The sequence below is a fragment of the Pseudomonas sp. CM25 genome (assembly GCF_013179705.1).
Taxonomy (GTDB): domain Bacteria; phylum Pseudomonadota; class Gammaproteobacteria; order Pseudomonadales; family Pseudomonadaceae; genus Aquipseudomonas.
In genome coordinates this window covers 1-17866 of record NZ_JABMCW010000093.1, presented here as the reverse complement: position 1 = coordinate 17866, position 17866 = coordinate 1, and the positions used below count along the sequence as shown (strand labels likewise).

The window sequence follows — 17866 nt, the reverse complement described above, 5'->3', positions numbered from 1 at the left end:
ATCGGCGAGCTTTATCGGCTGGTGCAGAACGGCCATTTCCGGCCGCTGCATTTCAACAGCTACCGGCGCCTGCGTGAGGGTGATCGGCTGCGCATCGGCAGCCGCCAGTGGCGCGTGGTGGTCGGCCGTGGTCATTCCCCGGAGCACGCCTGCCTGTATGCCGAGGATGGCAGCCTGCTGCTTGCCGGCGACCAGGTCCTGCCGCGCATCACCCCGACGGTGGGCGTGCATGCCACCGAGCCCGAGGCCGACCCGCTGCGTGAATGGCTGGCCTCGCTGGAACACCTGCGCAGCCTGCCGGACAGCGTGCTGGTGTTGCCAGCCCACGAGCGGCCGTTCTGCAACCTGCATGCCCGGCTCGACCAGTTGCAGGCTCATCACCAGGCCCAGCTCGCGCGCCTGCTGGCCAGCTGCGAGGCGCCCTCTACCGCGCTTGAGCTGATGGCTGCGCTGTTCCCCAGGCTGTCCGGTCGTTTCGACGAACTGATGGCCCTTGGCGAAACGTTGGCCCACGCCAACTACCTCATGGCCGAAGGGCTGCTCGTGCGCGAGTACCAGCCACCGCTTTACCGCTATCGCCGTGCCCGGCAGGCACCCGCGCAGCAGGCGGCGGGTGGCCCGACGGCGACGTTGAACATTCCAGGCGGCCAGTCGGTTGCCCTTCAGGAGAGTCCGTGTGATCAACAAGAACAACAATGACGGTACTGCCCTTGCTTGCCGCAGTGTCCAGCTTGCCAGCCTGGCCACGGCGATCGCGCTGGCGTCGACGCCGGCCTGGTCCGGGGAAACCCTGGAGTTCGACAATGGCGCCACCATCGACTGGTCGGTGACCACCAGCTACGGCATCGGCGTGCGCCTGGGCAAGCCCAGTGACCGCCTGCTCGGGGTCAATGCCGATGACGCCAACCGCAACTTCAACCAGGGCAGCCTGACCACCAACCGGGTGGGCGCCCTGGGCGAGATGATCCTGCGCATGGACAACTACGGCGCCGTGGTGCGCGCCAGCACCTTCTACGACGACGTCTACCACCGCAAGAACGACAACGACTCACCGGCCACGGTCAACAAGGCCGGTGACAACGACGAATTCACCAGCGATGCGCGTTACTACAGCGGCGGCCGCACCCGGCTGCTGGACGCATATGTGTTCGGCGGCTGGCGTTTCGACAACGATTCGATGCTCGACGTCAAGGCCGGGCGCCACATCGAGTCCTGGGGCGAAAGCTTGTACTACCCCGGCGTCAACGGCGTGCAGAACCCCTCTGATGCGGTCAAGGCCGCGCAACCGGGGGTCGAGGTCAAGGAAGTGCTGCTGCCGGTGGGGCAGGTGTCGGCGTCGTACCGCTTGAACCCGCAGTTCACCTTTGGCGGCTACGTGCAGTACGAGTGGAAGGGCACCGAACTGGCACCGGTGGGCAGCTACCTGTCGGGCACCGATGTGATCGGGCCAGGGCGCGAATTCCTGATCACCCCGACGGGCAATGTGCCGTATCGCGGTACCGATGAGCCCCGCGACAGCGGCCAGTGGGGCATACAACTGCGCTACCGGCCGGTGCCGGCGCTGGAGTTGTCGCTGTTTCACGTCAACTACCACGACAAGAACCCGGCCACAGCGCTGGTGGGCTACAGCCCGGTGCCCGTCGGTGGCGGCCTGTTCGCCTTTGCCGCCAACGGCTACCGGGTGAAGTATTTCGAAGACATCAAACTGACCGGTATCAGCGCCTCGACCAAGCTCGGCGATACCCAGATAGGGGCCGAGTGGTCGTACCGCGACGGCGCGCCGGTGCTGGTCAACACGGGCATGGGACCGACTGCAGCCAAGGGCAAGGGCCAGCAGTTCCAGCTTTCGGCCATGCGCGTGCTGGGTGACCGGCCGTGGGCCAGCCAGACCACCCTGACCGGCGAGATCATTCATGTGCGGGTGGACAGTGTCGAGGCCACTTCCGCAGCCAGCAACCTGCAAGGCGTGGCCCTGTTGCCCAGCCTGACACCCTTGGTTGGAGCGTCCGATGACTACACCTACAAGACCGCATCCGGCTGGAAGAGCCGCGACGCCAGTGCCTACACCGTGGGCGCATCGTTCAGTTATCCGGGGGTTTTCCAAGGCTGGGATCTGGAAGTGCCAGTGCGCTTCTCCAATGTGTTCAGCGGCTCGACGCCCATGTCCGGCAGCATCGCCGGCGTGCAGGGCGACCGCCGCATCAGCGTAGGCACCACCTTCAAGTACCTGGGCAACCTGGAAGTCGGCCTGACCTACGTGGGCTACCTGGGCTCGCCCGACCCGATCAAGCGGCCCTATGCCGACCGTGACTACGCCACGTTCTCGATGAAATACACCTTCTGACCGACCACCTGGACAACGCCGGGGCCTGCGGCTCCGGCATGGAGGCACTATGGGGCTCAAAGGCCACGCAGCAATAGTGGGTACCGCGCAGTACAAGCCGGAAAAGTACGCGACGGCGCCCAGGATGTTCCACCTCGAACAGGTCGCCGACCTGGCCGCCCAGGCCCTGCGCGATGCCGGCCTGCAAGCCTCGGACCTCGACGGCCTGGTGATCAACGGCCCGCAGTTTCACGAAGCCTCGGTGTTTGTGCCGGCCATGGCCGCCGAATACCTGGGCCTTCGCCTGAACTTTGCCGAGGTGGTCGACCTTGGCGGCTGTACTTCGGTGGGCATGGTCTGGCGCGCCGCCGCTGCCATCGAACTGGGCTTGTGCCAGGCCGTGCTGTGCGTGCTGCCAGCGCGCATGGCCCCGCTGGGGCCGGATGAAGATCCCGGCTGGATGGCCCGGGCCATGCGTTTTGGCGGCCACAGCACGGCGTTCGGTGCCCCCGAAGCGGAGTTCGACCTGCCGTACGGGCACATGGGCCAGAACACCGGCTATGCCATGATCGCCCAGCGCTACGCCGCCCAGTACGGCTACGACCCCAGGGCCCTGGCCAAGATTGCGGTGGACCAGCGCAGCAACGCCCAGGCCAACCCGCAGGCGATGTTCTTCGGCCAGCCTTTGAGTGTCGAGCAGGTGCTGGCCAGCCGGATGGTCGCCGACCCGCTGCACGTGCTGGAAATCGTCATGCCGGTGGCCGGCGGTGCCGCCATGATCATCGCCTCGAAGGAACTGGCGGCCAAGGCCCGCAAGCGGCCAGCGTTCATTACCGGCTTTGGCGAACACCTGGCGTTCAAGTCGCCGTCCTATGCCCAGGACATGCTGCACACGCCCATCGGCCCGGCATCACAGCGTGCCTTCGCCATGGCCGGGCTGAAACCGGCAGACGTCGATGCCGCGCAGATCTATGACTGCTACACCATCACCGCGCTGCTCACCCTGGAAGACGCGGGCTTCTGCGGCAAAGGCGAGGGCATGGCGTTCGTGCGCGAGCACGATCTGACCTGGCGCGGCGACTTCCCCATGAACACCCATGGCGGCCAGCTCAGCTTTGGCCAGGCCGGCTCTGCTGGCGGCATGTCGCAGGTCATCGAGGCGGTCACGCAAATTGCCGGCGCGGCCGGCGAGCGCCAGCTGCAGCGTTGCGACAGCGTGTACGTCTCCGGCACCGGTGGCGTGATGAGCGAACAGGGCGCATTGATCCTTCAGGGAGCATAACCAGTATGTCCAATAACAAACCCATGCCTGTGGCGACGGAAATCTCCGCACCGTTCTGGGAGGGCCTGAAGGCCCGGCGGCTGTTGATCCAGCAGTGCAACGCGTGTGCGCAGTGGCTGTTCTACCCGCGCCGGCACTGCCCGGCCTGCCTGGCGCCAGACCCGGCCTGGCGCGAGGTGGCGGGGCAGGCGAGCCTGTACAGCTATACCCTGACGCGCATTGCAACCTTGCCGGACTTTGCCGATGAAATGCCCCAGGCCCTGGCGGTGGTGGAACTGGCCGAAGGGGTGCGCATCAACACCACCCTGGTCGGGCTGGACGAGGCGCAGATTCGTATCGGCATGGCCTTGCAGCCGGTGTTCGCCGAGGCTGACGACAAAGGCACGCGGTTGCTGCGCTTTACCGGCCTGGAGCAGGACGTGCACAGCCTCGAAGTCCTGGCGGGCGGCGCTGACACGCCAGCGGTCGAGCCCAAGCCTGGCAGCAGTGTGCAGGTAGATTGCAATGATGCACAGGCCTTGCAGGCATTGGTCAGCGAGCAGTTCAGCGGCTGGAGCAACAGCCTGCTGGTGGACCAGGCCTTGATCGATGCCTTTGCGCAGTTGTCCGGCGATGATTACTGGATCCATACCGATCCCGAGCGCGCCCGGCGCAGCAGCCCGTTTGGCGGCACCATCGCCCACGGCGCGCTGGTGCAGGTGCTGCAGTCGCGGCTGAAGCTGGCGCTGGGCTTCGAGATCACCGGCTTCACCACGCAGATCAACTACGGCTCCGACCGCCTGCGCTTCCCGGCGCCGGTGCCGGCCGGCGCGCGCATTCATGCCCGGGCCCGGGTCAAGGCGGTCGAGCTGAACCAGCGCGGCACCCAGCTGACCCTGGAGATCAACACCCACGTGGTCGGCCAGGAGCGGCCGTCGGTGATCAATGACCTGGTGATTCTCTACCAACGCTGAGCAGCTCGCAGCACTTCAAATCAGAAAATGGGCGTATCGCGATCGCTCGGTGGTTGCTGAAGTTCGCGCTGATCCGGGTGATTAATCAGGTCACTTCGGGCCTCAACGTGATGATGTTTTGAAAGAGGTACTCGAAGAGCACCTCTTTCAAATCTCGGGACTTTCTACCTGCAAGGCCTATTGTGCCGGAAGTAGTCATGAGGCGTAGGTATGCGTTAACCTAGATAACTAATGACAGGGGCGAGATTATAAGTATGAAGCAAGCGCTCGTCATTCCTGGAGAAGCAGTAAGCATGAAGGTGATGGCCTGGAAGAGACTCCCATTGGTCGAGCTGGGCACGGGTGACCCCTTTGAGATCGCTACCTCTCAGATCATGAATGTAGATCTTCCGGTTGCGTAAATTTCCGCGTACATCTCGATAATCATAGTTGGTTCCATTTAGTATATTGAAGCTGTTGACGTCATCTTCTGTGACTAGTCTACGCAAGCGGTCGCTGGGTTTGGTGTGGGAAAAGGCAGATTTGTCTTCAAGAAGGAATTCTACGTCGTTGAGATAAGGGTCGCGTCTGACTGTAACTTTGCCTAGGGTGCTTCGGTAGCTAGTGAAGTTGTCTCCAGTTGTTTCGCCGTGAACACCTGTATAAGCATGGATGTCACTTTTTGAGTTGCGCCTGGACATTTTAATGAGCGCATCTTTTACGTCGCTGTGAGTTACAGTCATATCAGCGGTCCAGAGTGTTCTCTGCTGGGGCCCGGGCAGGGTGTCCTGATACCATACGGGAGCCCTACCGGGGGCTGCTTGAGAAATCACTTGTTGAGACTTGTTTCCGAATACCCTGAGCCCTGCAGTTTTACCTCCCATGGGATTGCCCGGATACGAGGTAGGTCGCGGAGCATGGGGTGATCTAACGGCATATTTGAATCGTCTTGGTCCCAGCGATGCGCGCAAAGCGCGCAGCTTATGAAACCCTTCGCCAAGCGCTTTACTCAGCTTACTCGCTCCGGCATGCGCCAGGTCAACCAGGCCAGCAGCCATCGCCGCCCATCCCAGTTTCTCTGCCAGTTCAGGGTTACTCTGTTGCACCGATACCTGAGCGATGGTCAAACCTGCATACGCCAGCGTCGATCCATACACCACCGCCTTCGCCACCCCGGCCATCTGCGAGCCGAATGCCGGCGCACTGGCCAACGCCATCATCACGTGCCCCACAGGTTCCAATATCCGCGACAGCTCCGGGTGCGACTGCCTCAATGCCATCCCCGTCGCCGTAACTGCGGCACCCGCTGTGTAGGCGATCATCAGCCCGGCGATCACCGGCGCACTCAGGGTGCCTGCCGAAGCTACGATCAGCAGCCCACCCAGAATCGTCAGGCCAGCGAACAACAGCCAATCCCCCGTGCTGGCAGCCTGGGGTGGCGCTGTCTCCGTGCTGGGAGTAAGCGCGGCAATAATGGTGTCGAGCCGGGTCAGGCTCGCGGCCTGGGCCTGGCGGTTGAGCATGATGTGGCCACTGGGATCCTCGAAGTTGACCGGGTCGGCTTTCGGGCAGTAGGCACGGTCATTCGGGCCGGCTGCACCCAGCGGGCTCCAGTCGTCGGGCTGGCAGAACACTTTGTGCTGGGCGTCGTAGACGCGGTAGCCGTCGCCGAGATGGAAACCCCCCGTCACCCGATCCACCCGCTGGCCGTTGTAACCGACGCCCACCGATTGAGCGTTGAGGGTGGCCAGATGGGTAACGCCCCAAGGCGTGAACGTGACCGAATGGCGAACCCAGGCGCCGTCCTTGAACTGGTATTCGTCACCCCCACCGGTCTGCGGGTCGCCGAGCACGAACAGCCATTGATCGCCCAAGGCAACCGCCAGGCCCGCCTGGTCATCCAGCGTCAGGCGCTTGAGCACCTTGCCTGCACCATCCAGCCAGGTTTCCCCACTCAGGCCATTGGCACCATAGTTGAGGATGCGCCGCTGGTTGTTGACGACATCACACTGGGCAATCAACCGGTCATGTTCGTCGTACTCGTAATAGGTCAGCGGCGTCGTGCCACCCTTGGCAGTCACTGACCTGAGGCGGCCGCTGTCAGTGTAGGCCAGGGTCTGTTCCCGCTCGTTGGTCGCCAGGTTGCCGTTGGCGTCGTACGTCAGGGTGACCGTGCGGGTACTGGTCTTGCCGGCAAGTGTCGCGGCGCAGGTGATCGCCGTACGCCGGGTTGGATGCATCGCATCGTCGTAGGCATAACTGCGTACCAGCGTGTCGTTGTTGCTACGCGTGGTCGAGCATTGGGTCATGCTGCCCAGTTCGTCGTATTGGTAAGCCTCTTCCTTGATGGCATGCCCTTCGTCATCCTTGACCTGCTCGCCCGCCACTGCGTCCACCGTCCATTGCTGCAATTCATCGCTGGTACCGGTCACACTGGTGTAATAGACGAATGTCTCAGTTCTTGCCCGTGTGCCGTCACGGTACAGCGTTTTGCTTAGCAGCTGGCTGGCCGGTGACCAGGTTTGCTCGTAGCGCACCTTTTCCTGGCCGTTCAGCGAATAACTGCGCTTGGTTTCGCGGCCGAAGGCATCGTAGTCGTGCAGCACCTGCAAGTGCCGGCCGCTGCGCATGTCTTGCACCGTGAGGCAGGCCAACTGGCCCAGTGCAGTGTATGTGTATTGGTATTCGAGTGATCCCCGGCGCAACCGGCTGCGGTAACCTTGGGCATTTTCCCAGGCCTGCAGGGGCAGGTTGTTGCTGTTCCATGTGCCGGTCAAGACGCCGCGCAGGGAGGCCGAACCCTCATCGCGCTGCTGTTGCCCGTGCACCGTCCGGTTGAAGCGCCAGGTGCCCAATAGCAGCGGCTGCAAGGTTTCGCTGGTGACCAGGCTTTGATGATCACCCTGCACCGGGCGTTCGGCCTGCAAGGCCTGTGTGACGGGGCTCAACTTGAAGGTTACCAAGGGTGTCTTGCTATCGGTGCTGCCTTTTTGTGCATACCAGGACAGGCTGCCATCGTCGTTGCGTGCATGGTAAAGGCTGGTACCGTCTGGCTTCACGTAACCGTCTGGCCGGGTTCGCAGCGTTTGACTGGTATCACTGCCCCTGACCAGCGTCGCCACGGCGCCCTCGTTGAACGTGCGGCTGGCCAGTACCCGTTCTGGCGCGTTCGCCGACTTCTTCACGCTCATGCGGGTTGGGGCATCGTTCAAGCCTTCGTAGGCCCAGGTAATGATCGATTTGTCCGGTTGGGTCAGTGTCTCTGCGCGCCCCAGGCCGTCGTAGCTGATATTCCAGGTTCTGGCTTGCTTGGCATAGCCGGGGATGTCCTCGGTCACCTGAGTGCGCTGGCCTTTCTGGTTCAGCGTCTGGGTGGTTGTGATGGCTGCACCGGCGGCAGGTTTCTCCAGGCCTTTCCATGCTTCGTGCGTCAGGGTGACCGACCCGTCCCGCAGGTTGCGCTGGGTGGTTTGTTGAGTGCTCAGTGCGCCCTGCGAGATCAGCCCAAGGGTGGAGCGGGTGGTCAGCGACACATTCTGGTTTGTGTCGGTAACCACCGGGTCATGCCCGTGGGCCTGCCAGAACCAGTCCTTGCTCCGCTCGGGCAGTGCTTTGACGTTGTCGATGCGCAGGCCCCCGGGCAAGTAGTCGAACATCACTTGGCCGGCCATTTGCCCATCGCTGTCCCAGGATGTTTGTTCCACCGTGCAGTAGTTGCCGGCACCGTGGTCGGGCCCTGGCACGCGTTGCAGTTCCCGGCGCACCATGCGTTGCTGGCCATCGTAATAGCACCGCTGGTGACGCCCGTGGACGTCGCAACTCCTGACACAGGTTCCCTCGCCGTCTTCCGAGTAGTGGATGGATTGCGAGTGGGTGGTTACTAGCGAGGTCACCAAGCCAGTGGTAAAGGCCTGTTCATTGAACGCATAGGTGTCACTGCGCACGCCCCGGCCCAGGCTATCGTACCGATGGCAGGTAAACGCTATGGCCTTGCCCTCGCTGTCTTGCCGGGTTTCACGCAGTAGGCGGCCGGTACGCGCCGACACGATGTGGCGTTGGAGGATGGCCGTTGCCGTCGAGTAGGGCGTGGTGCGCAACAGTTCGAGGGTGGCGGCTTGTTGGCCGATGGTCACTACCTCGGTCACGGTCTGGGTGCTGCGTGCGTTGTCGTTCTGGTACCACTGGGTGGCGATGCGTTCGCTGCTGCGGACCGCGCCGGCCTGGTGCTGGTAGTTGGCCTGCACCAGGGAGACGGACAACGCTGTCGGTTTGGCCAGCTTCACGTCCATCAAGGCCAGGGTGTCGCTGTCGGCAAAGGCTTCGAAGCCTTCGAAGGTAAGCACGGTGTTGGGCAGCAGGGTACCGTGCTCGTCGCGCTGGTTCAGGGCGTAGCCGAACAGGGTCAGTACCGGGGCCTGGCGGGTACCGTCGGGCAACAGCAGGTACTGGTACTGCGCGCACAGTGGCAGCAGGCCTTTACCCGCCGCCGGGCGCTCGGTGCAGGTGAGCTGGGTGGCATCGGCCAGCGCCCTGCCGGTGGTGCCTTGCGTGGCGTTGGTACCGGTGGTGACCTTGGCCAGTGTCAGCCCTGCAACCAGCTTGCTGATATCCAGTGGATGGGCGTCGGCCTCGTAGTACCAGAGCCGTGTGTGCAAACCATCGTCAGTGATGAACTGTATAGGTTCCAGGCCGCCGGGGCGGTAACGGGTGAGCGCGGTTTCCGTGAGCGAAGCGGCTGGAAGGGTGGGGGCTGGGCTGGAGGTGGTCTGATCCGTGCTGGTCATGGCTGCTGTTCCTCGGCAGTGGCGGCGACGCGGAGATCTTCGACGGTGATGTGCTGCTCTGTTTGCCGCGGCTGGCGCAGCGGAGCGGGCACGGCGTGGTCGGTCTGATAGACATGGCGCGTGATGCGCTGCTGCTCGCCGGGGACTTTTTCGATCAGGCGCGCAAGTTGCGTGGCACCGTCAGCGCTGTGGGACCACTCCCAGCGGGTGGATGGCACCTGTTCCAGGTCGCTGCCGACAGGGGCGTGCGCGTAGCGGGTGGCTGCGGTGATCTGCTTTCTACCTTCCCAGGCCCAGGCATGGTGGGTATTGGGTTGTTGGCCACCGGGTACCAAGGTGTGCAGCGCGACACGAGGTGCTGAATTGTAAAATGACTCGTCGTAGGCGACCACTTCCCGTGAACCATCGTCCTCGGCAATGCAGCACAATACATTGTCCAGCGTTGCCGACACGGTGTACTGGAAGTACAGGCGCTGGTCGGGCTTGTCCGTCTGGGAGCCGCTGGATCGAGTCAAACGCCTAAGCAGGCAGTCTTTGATGTCCAGGGTGATGCAGCAGCGCTCATCGGTCTCTGGCCAGAGGGTGAAAACGCTCTGTTGGCTACCCTTTAGCACCGGCTCGGCGGAGTGTTCGGCCTCGAGCAGCACGTTGACACCGTCCTTTATGCTGTTCAGGCGGACATGGCCCTTTACGCCTTGCCAGTCCAGTTGCAGCGCTCTGTTGTCGGCCTTGAGTTGCAGTGGCACCAGGATCAAGGCATTGCGCTCGATATCGGCGAGTGCCAGCGCCATTTCGGTTTTCAGATTGTTCAGATCTTTTTTATTCGCGATGACCTGTTTGAGTCTTTCCCGATCCTTGCCTAATAAGTCGGCGCCCCATGTGGTGTTGATAAAGCCCGCGACAATGGAAGAGAGTTGCATGCTGCGGGTTTTTTCGTAGTCATCAACTTTTGAACCTGGCAAAAAGCCAATGCCTCCGGTCAACAGCCCACCGATAATGCTCCATATTGGCGGCGAATCTGTTGATGGTGTTTTCAGGTCCTCCAGTGCTTTATCGATTTTCGCGATAATTCCATTGATCTGGCCTTTAAGGTTATCTTTATAGGTCCCGCCACTTTCCAGGTTGTCATGGGCCTGGGGGAGCCCAAGCACTTCTTCGTGGCCGTTAAGATATTCGATCGTGAAAGCCGTCAGGTGATAGACCTTTCGTTTACCACCTTCAGCGCTCAACTCGTCGGTAGTCCCTTGGCCCGCTTTGAGGCTATAGTCAAGGCATACTATCGGCTCGCCTTCGATCAGTTGCTTGATGTTATCAATGCTGAGCTCATGCACGGTCCCGTTACCCAGTACCAGGCGCCGCTTTCGATTGTCGTAAGAAGAAAAACCGGAGAACGCGAAGCCATCGCCGAGGGCGCTTTCGTTGGCACGTAACGGTGAGTAGTTAAGCGCCAGTGTGATCGCAGGCGTACTGCCGGAAAGGCAGGAGAGCGTTGCAACTGTGTGATGGAAGTGGAACAGGCCTGTCTGAGGCGAGACGCCATGGGGCTGCGAGCTGCTAGAGGCGAAGAGCTCGGACCCGTCGGTATTTGCCATGTCGGCGCACAGTGTGTCGTGCGCAGGCTCTTCGATACTTATTTCTTTTGTTGTTGTGCAGCTCTGAATTTTTCTCCAAAGAAATTCAGGAGACACGATGCCGATCAAAATCCCTGCTGAAGCGCTAACTTCATCGGGTTCGAAAGGGACGTTTAAGTCGAGTGCAAGTCCGTAGTCATTGCGGCTGCAGGAAACTAGAGAAAAACGTCTATCGATGGCTTGAGCATCAAGCCAAATGCAGAGTTGCTGCCGCAAAGAGGAGAAATGGATGTCGATAGTTGCGAGGTGGCATTGGGTGGTCGCTAGGTTTGATAAGGTCTTTTCAATGAATTTTCTGTCACTGAAGATCTGCGCAAGCGTGCTAAGGTCTCTATGTTTAGTGGTTTTAGTAAGTCGGAGCAAACCCGTAAGTGTGTCATGAAATCCAGCTGCAATAACCCAGGTGGAATCAAATATTGAAGATCCCTGCTGGATGGTCACGAGGCGTGGGTCGGGCATGCTGAAGCTGAATGGCGAGTCTTCAATGTCTGCCTGTCTAAATTGTACTACTTTTGAAACTTTATCAAGCGCCGTGTGTGTCAGCTCGGTTGGTGGCGTGTGTATATTGAGTTGTGCAAGATTTTTTATGATTTTCTTTGCAGTGACTGGAAAGACTCCAGGAGAACTAACTTTTTTTTGAAGTAGCTCTGCATATAGATAATATATGTCGTCTGTGACGGGTTGTGGTGTGCGCTGGCTGGCGTTGGTAGCGTGGGCGTTATGTGCCTGGACTGGTCCGTTCAGGATGAATTTATTAATATGAATGGGGAAAGGGTTGGTGCTTTTACTGCCAGTCGCTATGGGTGTTGATGTCAGTTTCTCAAGTGCTGTTTGTAGCTGGAGAACAGTTGCTTCATGCACTTTCCAATTGTTCAGGGTGGTGCCGGAAACGTTGGAGTCGATGTTGAGCTCCAGCCAAACAACCCCGGTTTGTTTCAAATGCTCGTTAAGCGTTTTCGCCAGCTTGGCCCGCTTTGCTGGCTGATCTATCGAAGACTCCATCGCCGACAAGGTAATGGATGAGGTGTGGCAGAGGTGCCCCGTGCGCGTGTCACGGCTCTCAATGACCAACTGACAACTTTCGTCGCCAAGACAGGCGTCAAGCACGTCATCGAAATCCTCGTCGGAGCGGCTTGACCAAGCAGGTGAAGCCAAGGGCTCACTCATCCAGATGCGAAGGGGAATCCCTGCGCGCAGGCAACGCCATGTCGCTGCAGGGGCCGTGCCGCCGCTTGCCTGTTCCAGTTTGATGTAGGGTGCCAGGGGGGTGCCAGCCAACTGACTGGCCAACGCGGCCGGCCATTGGTTCTGCCCCTGCGTTTCAATACTTGGAGAGAACGTGAACGGCGATCCCGGCAGCGGCGCGCCCGTTACATCATCGTGTACCGCAATCATCACCTTGCTATCCAGGGCCAGGTCCGAGTTCACGGTGAATGCTGCGTGCTCAAGCCAATTGACGGCTTCAAGTTGAACAGAAAGGTCGGACAGTTGCGGTATCCAGAGCCGATTACCCTGCAGCGCGGGCGTGATGCTGATGCCATCGTCCTGGCGCTTGCCGGCCCTCAGCATCGCACTGTGCTGGTTGACAAATTCGCTCATCTGTTTGCTCCAGCTATCGCTGGCGCTGTTCGCTTCGGGCTGGAAAAAATGGGATTCGTACAGGTGCTGGCTGGTCCTGTGGCGTACTTGGATGCATGCACGATCTCCCAGGGACGGCGCTGCATCTGGAAGCGTAAGTGCACAGACCTGATTGGCCTTGAACGGAAGGTTGCTGAGCAGCCTGCAATGCGTATCAAATGCCCACAAACGGTCGACCTGGCTTTTCTCGATGTTGTTGTACCCCGTGAAGGTTTGCGAGGTGGGGGCATCGGTGTTTTCGGTCAGTTCGGCGTCGTTCGAGAGATGCCCGGCCTGTAGCAGCACGGAACCTTCGACCAGCGTCTCGTCGGCCTGGATCGCCTTGACCAACGCAACAGGCCAGGCCACGCGGGCCTTGTTGGCTTCGGTCGCTGTTAGCGAGACGGTTTTCAGCACGCGCCCATCGATGGGGTCGACGGCCCAGACATGAACGGTTTCGTCCAGCTGCAGGTCCCGGTCCGCCAGCACATGGCAGGGGCTTGCCCAAACGCAATCACCGGTGCCCAACGCGCTGTGCTCGAAGCCTGTCATGCTGGGCAGCTCGGCCAGCAGGTCGGGCGCTATGGCAGGTTCAACGGCAGGCTCGACCGTAAGCGGAGGGGTGATACCGGGTAGTTCAAGAACAAAATCAGGTGCTATTTCATGCACGAATGCCTGGTATCGGGTGGCTTCCATGTCCACGAAGTCAGGTGGTGGGGTGTTTTCGCCTAGGAAAAAGAACACGTAGTTTAATTTTTGGTCTGGGTAAAAACCTGTGGTAAGTCTATTTGAAAACCAGGGGTTGGCAATTTTGGCTTTCAATGCTTCGACGTCATCATCGTTGATGAATACAGCTCTTGAGGCGTCACGCATTGAAACCTTGCCGATCTGAAAGAAGGACGAAATTTTATCGAAACTATGCTCGGTCAGGAGTGGGTGAGGGAGGGTATGGAGTTTGTCGTGGTAGCTGGTCTTCACCAGCCGCCAGCCTCTCTTGAAAAACTCGGAAAAATCGTTCGCTACTCTTTGCTTTGTTTCTTCAAGGCACTCGATGCTGTCGACCTTGCTCCATTCAATCTCAATGAAGTTTCTATACTCGAGCGTTGGCGTGAAGAAAGCGACCCGTTTGTTGGCTCCCCCCCAGTAGTACGCATTCCCGTTGACGGTAACGGGGTCGCCTGTATTGAAGCACCTGAACACATCCTTTCCGCTGTAGGCTTTCTTGGCGCTCATCTCAACTTCTCCGGTTAGAGACCACAACTGGGTGCTGGATTTCGCTGCCCAGCCGATGTAAGCAGCAGGGCGGATTGAGTGTTCATCTGGATGAAAAGAGGGGCAACTGGCAAAAATGTCAGTTGCGAACGTACGAGTTTGGCTCTTGTGGTGTTGCTATCAGCATGATTGCGCGGATGGCACCGGTTGCTCCGGTGTTCGCGGCTGAAGCCGTGCCCACAGGATTATCTTGGTTTCCAGTCGTGCGCTGTACTTGTGGGAGCCGCGCTTTCCGGCGATGGGCCGCGACGCGGGCCCACGATTTCAAAGTTGTTGCATAAATTGCCGGGGCCGCTTCGCGGCCCATCGCCGGCAAGCGCGGCTCCCACAGGGGGCGCACACGGGTTCACCCGCGCAGAAGGCCTAAAGGTCGATACAGCCAAACCTTAAGCCATTTGGACGATGTTTGCGCCGCGCTCCCGACTGACTATCCCCTCATGCCCCCGCCTGACAAGAACAAGAGGAACGGCTCCATGGCTGCGTTGTATCTGCCCCTCGATCAGGAGCGATGCCCATGCGCTCGGTGATCGGCTATCTGGTCTGCCTGTTCGTGGGGCTGACCATCGTCTTTACCTTCCTGCCCCGCCCCGAAGCCGCGCCCGCCGACGACCCCCTGCGTGCCGACCGGGTGCAGGTCAACGCTTTGCTCGCCCTCGAACCGCGCGTGCTGGCCGTGGGTGAGCGCGGCAGCATCCTGTTCAGCGACAACCAGGGCGCCAGCTGGCAGCCTGCGGTGGTCGAGCCGCAGCGCGAAGTTGCCCTGACTGCCGTGGTGGCCCTCGACCGCCAGCGCCTGCTTGCGGTCGGCCATGACGGCTGGATCCTGCGCTCTGACGATGCCGGCCAGCACTGGCGCGAGGTGCGCCACGACGACCAGCTCGGCGAGCCCCTGCTGGGGGTGTGGGCGGCCAGTGCCGACAGGGTGCTGGCCTATGGCAGCTTCGGCAAGTTCTACCAGTCCGATGACGCCGGGGCGACCTGGCGGCCGTTGGCGCTGGACATCGACAGCGCCCATCTCAACGGCATGGACGGCGGTGAGGACGGCCGGCGCATGCTGGTCGGCGAACAAGGCCTGGTGCTGCGCAGCCGCGACGCCGGTGCGCACTGGCAGGCCTTGCCGGCGTTCTACAACGGCTCGCTGTTCGGCATCGTGCGCCTCAGCGCCAGCGACTGGGTTACCTACGGCATGCGCGGGCATGTGTTTGTCAGCCACGACTTCGGCGAGCACTGGCGCCAGGTCCAGGTGGGCAATGCGCTACCGCTGTACGGCCACGCCCGTTTGCCTGGCGGTGGCCTGGTGATCGTCGGCGCTGGCAGTTCGGTAGTTCGCCTGGATGCCAGGGGCGAGCTGGCAAGCGCCACCCGGATCGCCGGGCACGGCACCCTCACCTCGGCAACCATGGTCGGTTCACGGCTGTTGCTGGGGGGCGAGCAGGGGGTTTTCGTGGAGCCGGCGGGCAACCTGGCCACGCTGGATAAACAAGAGGCGTTCCGATGAGTAAGGCACAGACTGGCGTGGCGCGTTGCGTCGAGGCCACCGCCAACGGCTTGATGAAAGGCCGCAAGGGCTTGCTGCTGTTGTTCGTAGTGCTGACCCTGGGCCTGGGCTACAGCGCCACCCATACCCAGCTTGACCCGGGGTTCAACAAGCAGATCCCGGTACGCCATGCCTACATGGTCAATTTCCTGCGCTTCAGCCAGTATTTCACGGGTGCCAACCGGTTTCTGGTGAGTGTGCGCTGGAAGGGCGAGGGCGACCTGTACAACCCGGAATTTCTCGATACCCTGCGCAATGTCACCGACGATGTGTTTTTCATCTCCGGGGTGAACCGCGCCAGTGTCACCTCGCTGTTCACCGCCAACGTGCGCTACATCGAGATCACCGAGGATGGCTTCTACGGTGACGTGGTGGTGCCGCCGCGTTTCAACGGTAGCGCCGAGGACCTGGCCCAGGTGCGCAGCAATGCCGCTGCGGCCGGGCAGGTCGGCCGGCTGGTGGCCAACGACCTGAAATCGGCGATGGTGCGCGCCGACCTGCAGGACATCGATCCGCAAACCGGCAAGGCGGTCGATTACGCTGCAGTGGCCGAGCACCTCGAGGCGATCCGCCACAAGTACGCCAACGCCGACATCGAGATCAACATCGTCGGTTTTGCCAAACTGGTGGGCGACGTGGTGGAAGGCCTGAACACCGTGGTCGGCTTCTTCGTGATCGCCTTCGCCATCACCGCGCTGTTACTGTGGCTGTATGCCCGGTCGTGGCGCCTGACCCTGGTGGCGCTGCTGGTGGCGCTGCTGCCGGTGGTGTGGTTGCTGGGTTTGCTGCCGCTGCTGGGGCTGGGCATCGATCCGATGTCGATCCTGGTGCCATTCCTGATCTTTTCCATCGGCGTGTCGCATGCCGTGCAGATGACCAACGCCTGGAAACAGGACGTGGTGGCCGGCGCCAGTTCGCTGCAGGCGGCCCACTCGGCATTCTGCAAGATCTTCATCCCAGGTTCGCTGGCGCTGCTGATGAACGCCCTGGGTTTCGGGGTGATCATGCTGATCGATATCCCTATCGTGCATGAACTGGGCGTCACCGCCTGCATTGGCGTGATGCTGATGATCGTCACCAACAAGCTGATGCTGCCGATCATCCTCTCCTGGCTGCACCTCGAGCCCGCCTCGCTGCGCCAGGCCCAGGCCGCCCGGGCCGGCCGTCACCGCCTGTGGTGGCGGCTTTCAGCGCTGGCCGAACCGGGCCCGGCGCTGGTGGTGTTCGGCTTGAGCCTGGCGCTGCTGGTAGCAGGCGCCTGGAAGGCGCGGGACCTGGCCGTGGGCGATATCGGCGCCGGCGCGCCGGAGCTGCGCGCCGACTCGCGCTACAACCAGGACAACGCCCGCATCATCAGCAGCTATTCGATCGGCCTGGATGTGCTGTCGGTGTTTGCCGAGGTCAAAGGCACCGAAGAGGGTTGCCTGTCGCCAGAGGTGATGCGCGCGGTGGAAGCCTTTGATTTTCGCATGCGCGCGGTCAGCGGCGTGCAGTCGGTGCAAAGCGTGGCGGGCATGGGCAAGCGGGTGATCGCCGGTAACAATGAGGGCAACCCGCGCTGGGCAGCCATCCCCGGTTCCGCGCGTGGCCTTAGCCAGGGCGCGCGGGCCTACATGCCCGACGACGGCCTGGTCACCGAAGGCTGCCAGCAGATGCAGATCCTGGTGTTCCTCAGCGATCATGAGGGCGCCACCATCAGCCACGCGATCAATGAAGCACGGCGGATCATCGACGCTGTGCGCACGCCGAAGGTCGACTTCCTGCTGGCCGGGGGCAACGTCGGCGTCATGGCCGCCTCCAACGAAGCGGTCAAGCGTGCCGAGGTCATCATGCTGGGCGCGTTGTTCGGCTCGGTGGCGCTGTTCTGCTGGCTGACGTTCCTGTCGCTGCGGGCTGTGCTGTGCATCCTGGTGCCGCTGGCGATCGTCGCCATCCTCTGCAATGCGCTGATGGCGCTGCTGGGCATTGGCCTGAAGGTCGCCACGCTGCCGGTGATGGCGCTGGGGGTCGGGGTGGGGGTCGATTACGGCATCTACCTGTACGAGCGTATCCAGCACGAGATGCAGGCCGGTGCGGACCTGCGCGAGGCGTTCTATCAGGCCATGTGTCAACGTGGCACGGCGGCGGTGTTCACCGCGCTGACCATGTCCATCGGCGTCTGCACCTGGGCCTTCGCGCCGCTGAAGTTCCAGGCCGACATGGGCGTGCTGCTGTCGTTCATGTTCCTGGTCAACGTGCTGGGGGCAATCTTCCTGTTGCCGGCGCTGGCCGCCTGGTTCAACCGTGGCCGGCCGCTGGTGGCCAGGCAGGCGGCAGCGCGTGCGGTGCTGGCAGGTGTTCAGCGCTGAAGCATCCGGTAACCGAAATAAACCCGGTGCCCCTATTGTCGGCACCGGGCCCTGCCAGCGAGACTTGGCCACGGGCAACTGTTGCAGCAAAGGGCCGCCGGCCCAAGCCGAAATTATAAAAATAACAAGGGAAGGCCCAC

General features: G+C 61.4%; 8 protein-coding genes. 6 read left to right on the top strand and 2 right to left on the bottom strand.

Annotated elements, in window-relative coordinates; translation table 11 throughout:
• The 4 genes from HP546_RS12550 to HP546_RS12535 form a co-directional block, all read left to right on the top strand.
• Positions 1 to 699: MBL fold metallo-hydrolase (locus tag HP546_RS12550; protein ID WP_172225260.1), on the top strand; the 699-nt coding region annotated here is incomplete at its 5' end.
• On the top strand, positions 677 to 2344 hold the full coding sequence (locus tag HP546_RS12545; RefSeq protein WP_172225257.1) for a DUF1302 family protein: 1668 nt from the start codon (positions 677 to 679) through the stop codon (positions 2342 to 2344). The genes HP546_RS12550 and HP546_RS12545, both read left to right, overlap by 23 nt.
• 49 nt (positions 2345 to 2393) lie before the next feature.
• Positions 2394 to 3605 carry a thiolase family protein gene (locus tag HP546_RS12540; RefSeq protein ID WP_172225254.1) on the top strand — a complete coding sequence of 404 codons (1212 nt, stop codon included), beginning with the start codon at positions 2394 to 2396 and terminating at the stop codon, positions 3603 to 3605.
• 5 nt (positions 3606 to 3610) lie between these two features.
• Positions 3611 to 4558, top strand: coding sequence for an OB-fold domain-containing protein (locus HP546_RS12535; protein WP_172225251.1), 948 nt, complete (start codon positions 3611 to 3613; stop codon positions 4556 to 4558).
• Positions 4559 to 4773: 215 nt separating this feature from the next.
• Here HP546_RS12535 and HP546_RS12530 read toward each other — a convergent pair whose 3' ends face one another.
• A complete protein-coding gene (locus tag HP546_RS12530) occupies positions 4774 to 9321 on the bottom strand; it encodes an RHS repeat-associated core domain-containing protein (RefSeq protein ID WP_172225232.1) in 4548 nt (1515 codons plus the stop codon).
• Positions 9318 to 13802 (bottom strand): hypothetical protein, encoded by a 4485-nt coding sequence (locus HP546_RS12525; protein WP_172225229.1) that lies wholly within the window; start codon positions 13800 to 13802, stop codon positions 9318 to 9320. The genes HP546_RS12530 and HP546_RS12525 overlap by 4 nt, the downstream gene beginning before the upstream one ends.
• A 553-nt stretch (positions 13803 to 14355) precedes the next feature.
• Here HP546_RS12525 and HP546_RS12520 point away from each other — a divergent pair.
• Both HP546_RS12520 and HP546_RS12515 read left to right on the top strand, forming a co-directional pair.
• Entirely contained in the window at positions 14356 to 15339 is a 984-nt protein-coding gene (locus HP546_RS12520) for a YCF48-related protein (protein WP_172225226.1), read from the top strand.
• A complete protein-coding gene (locus HP546_RS12515; protein ID WP_172225223.1) occupies positions 15336 to 17726 on the top strand; it encodes an RND family transporter in 2391 nt (796 codons plus the stop codon). The genes HP546_RS12520 and HP546_RS12515 overlap by 4 nt, the downstream gene beginning before the upstream one ends.
• The last annotated feature ends 140 nt before the right edge of the window (positions 17727 to 17866 follow it).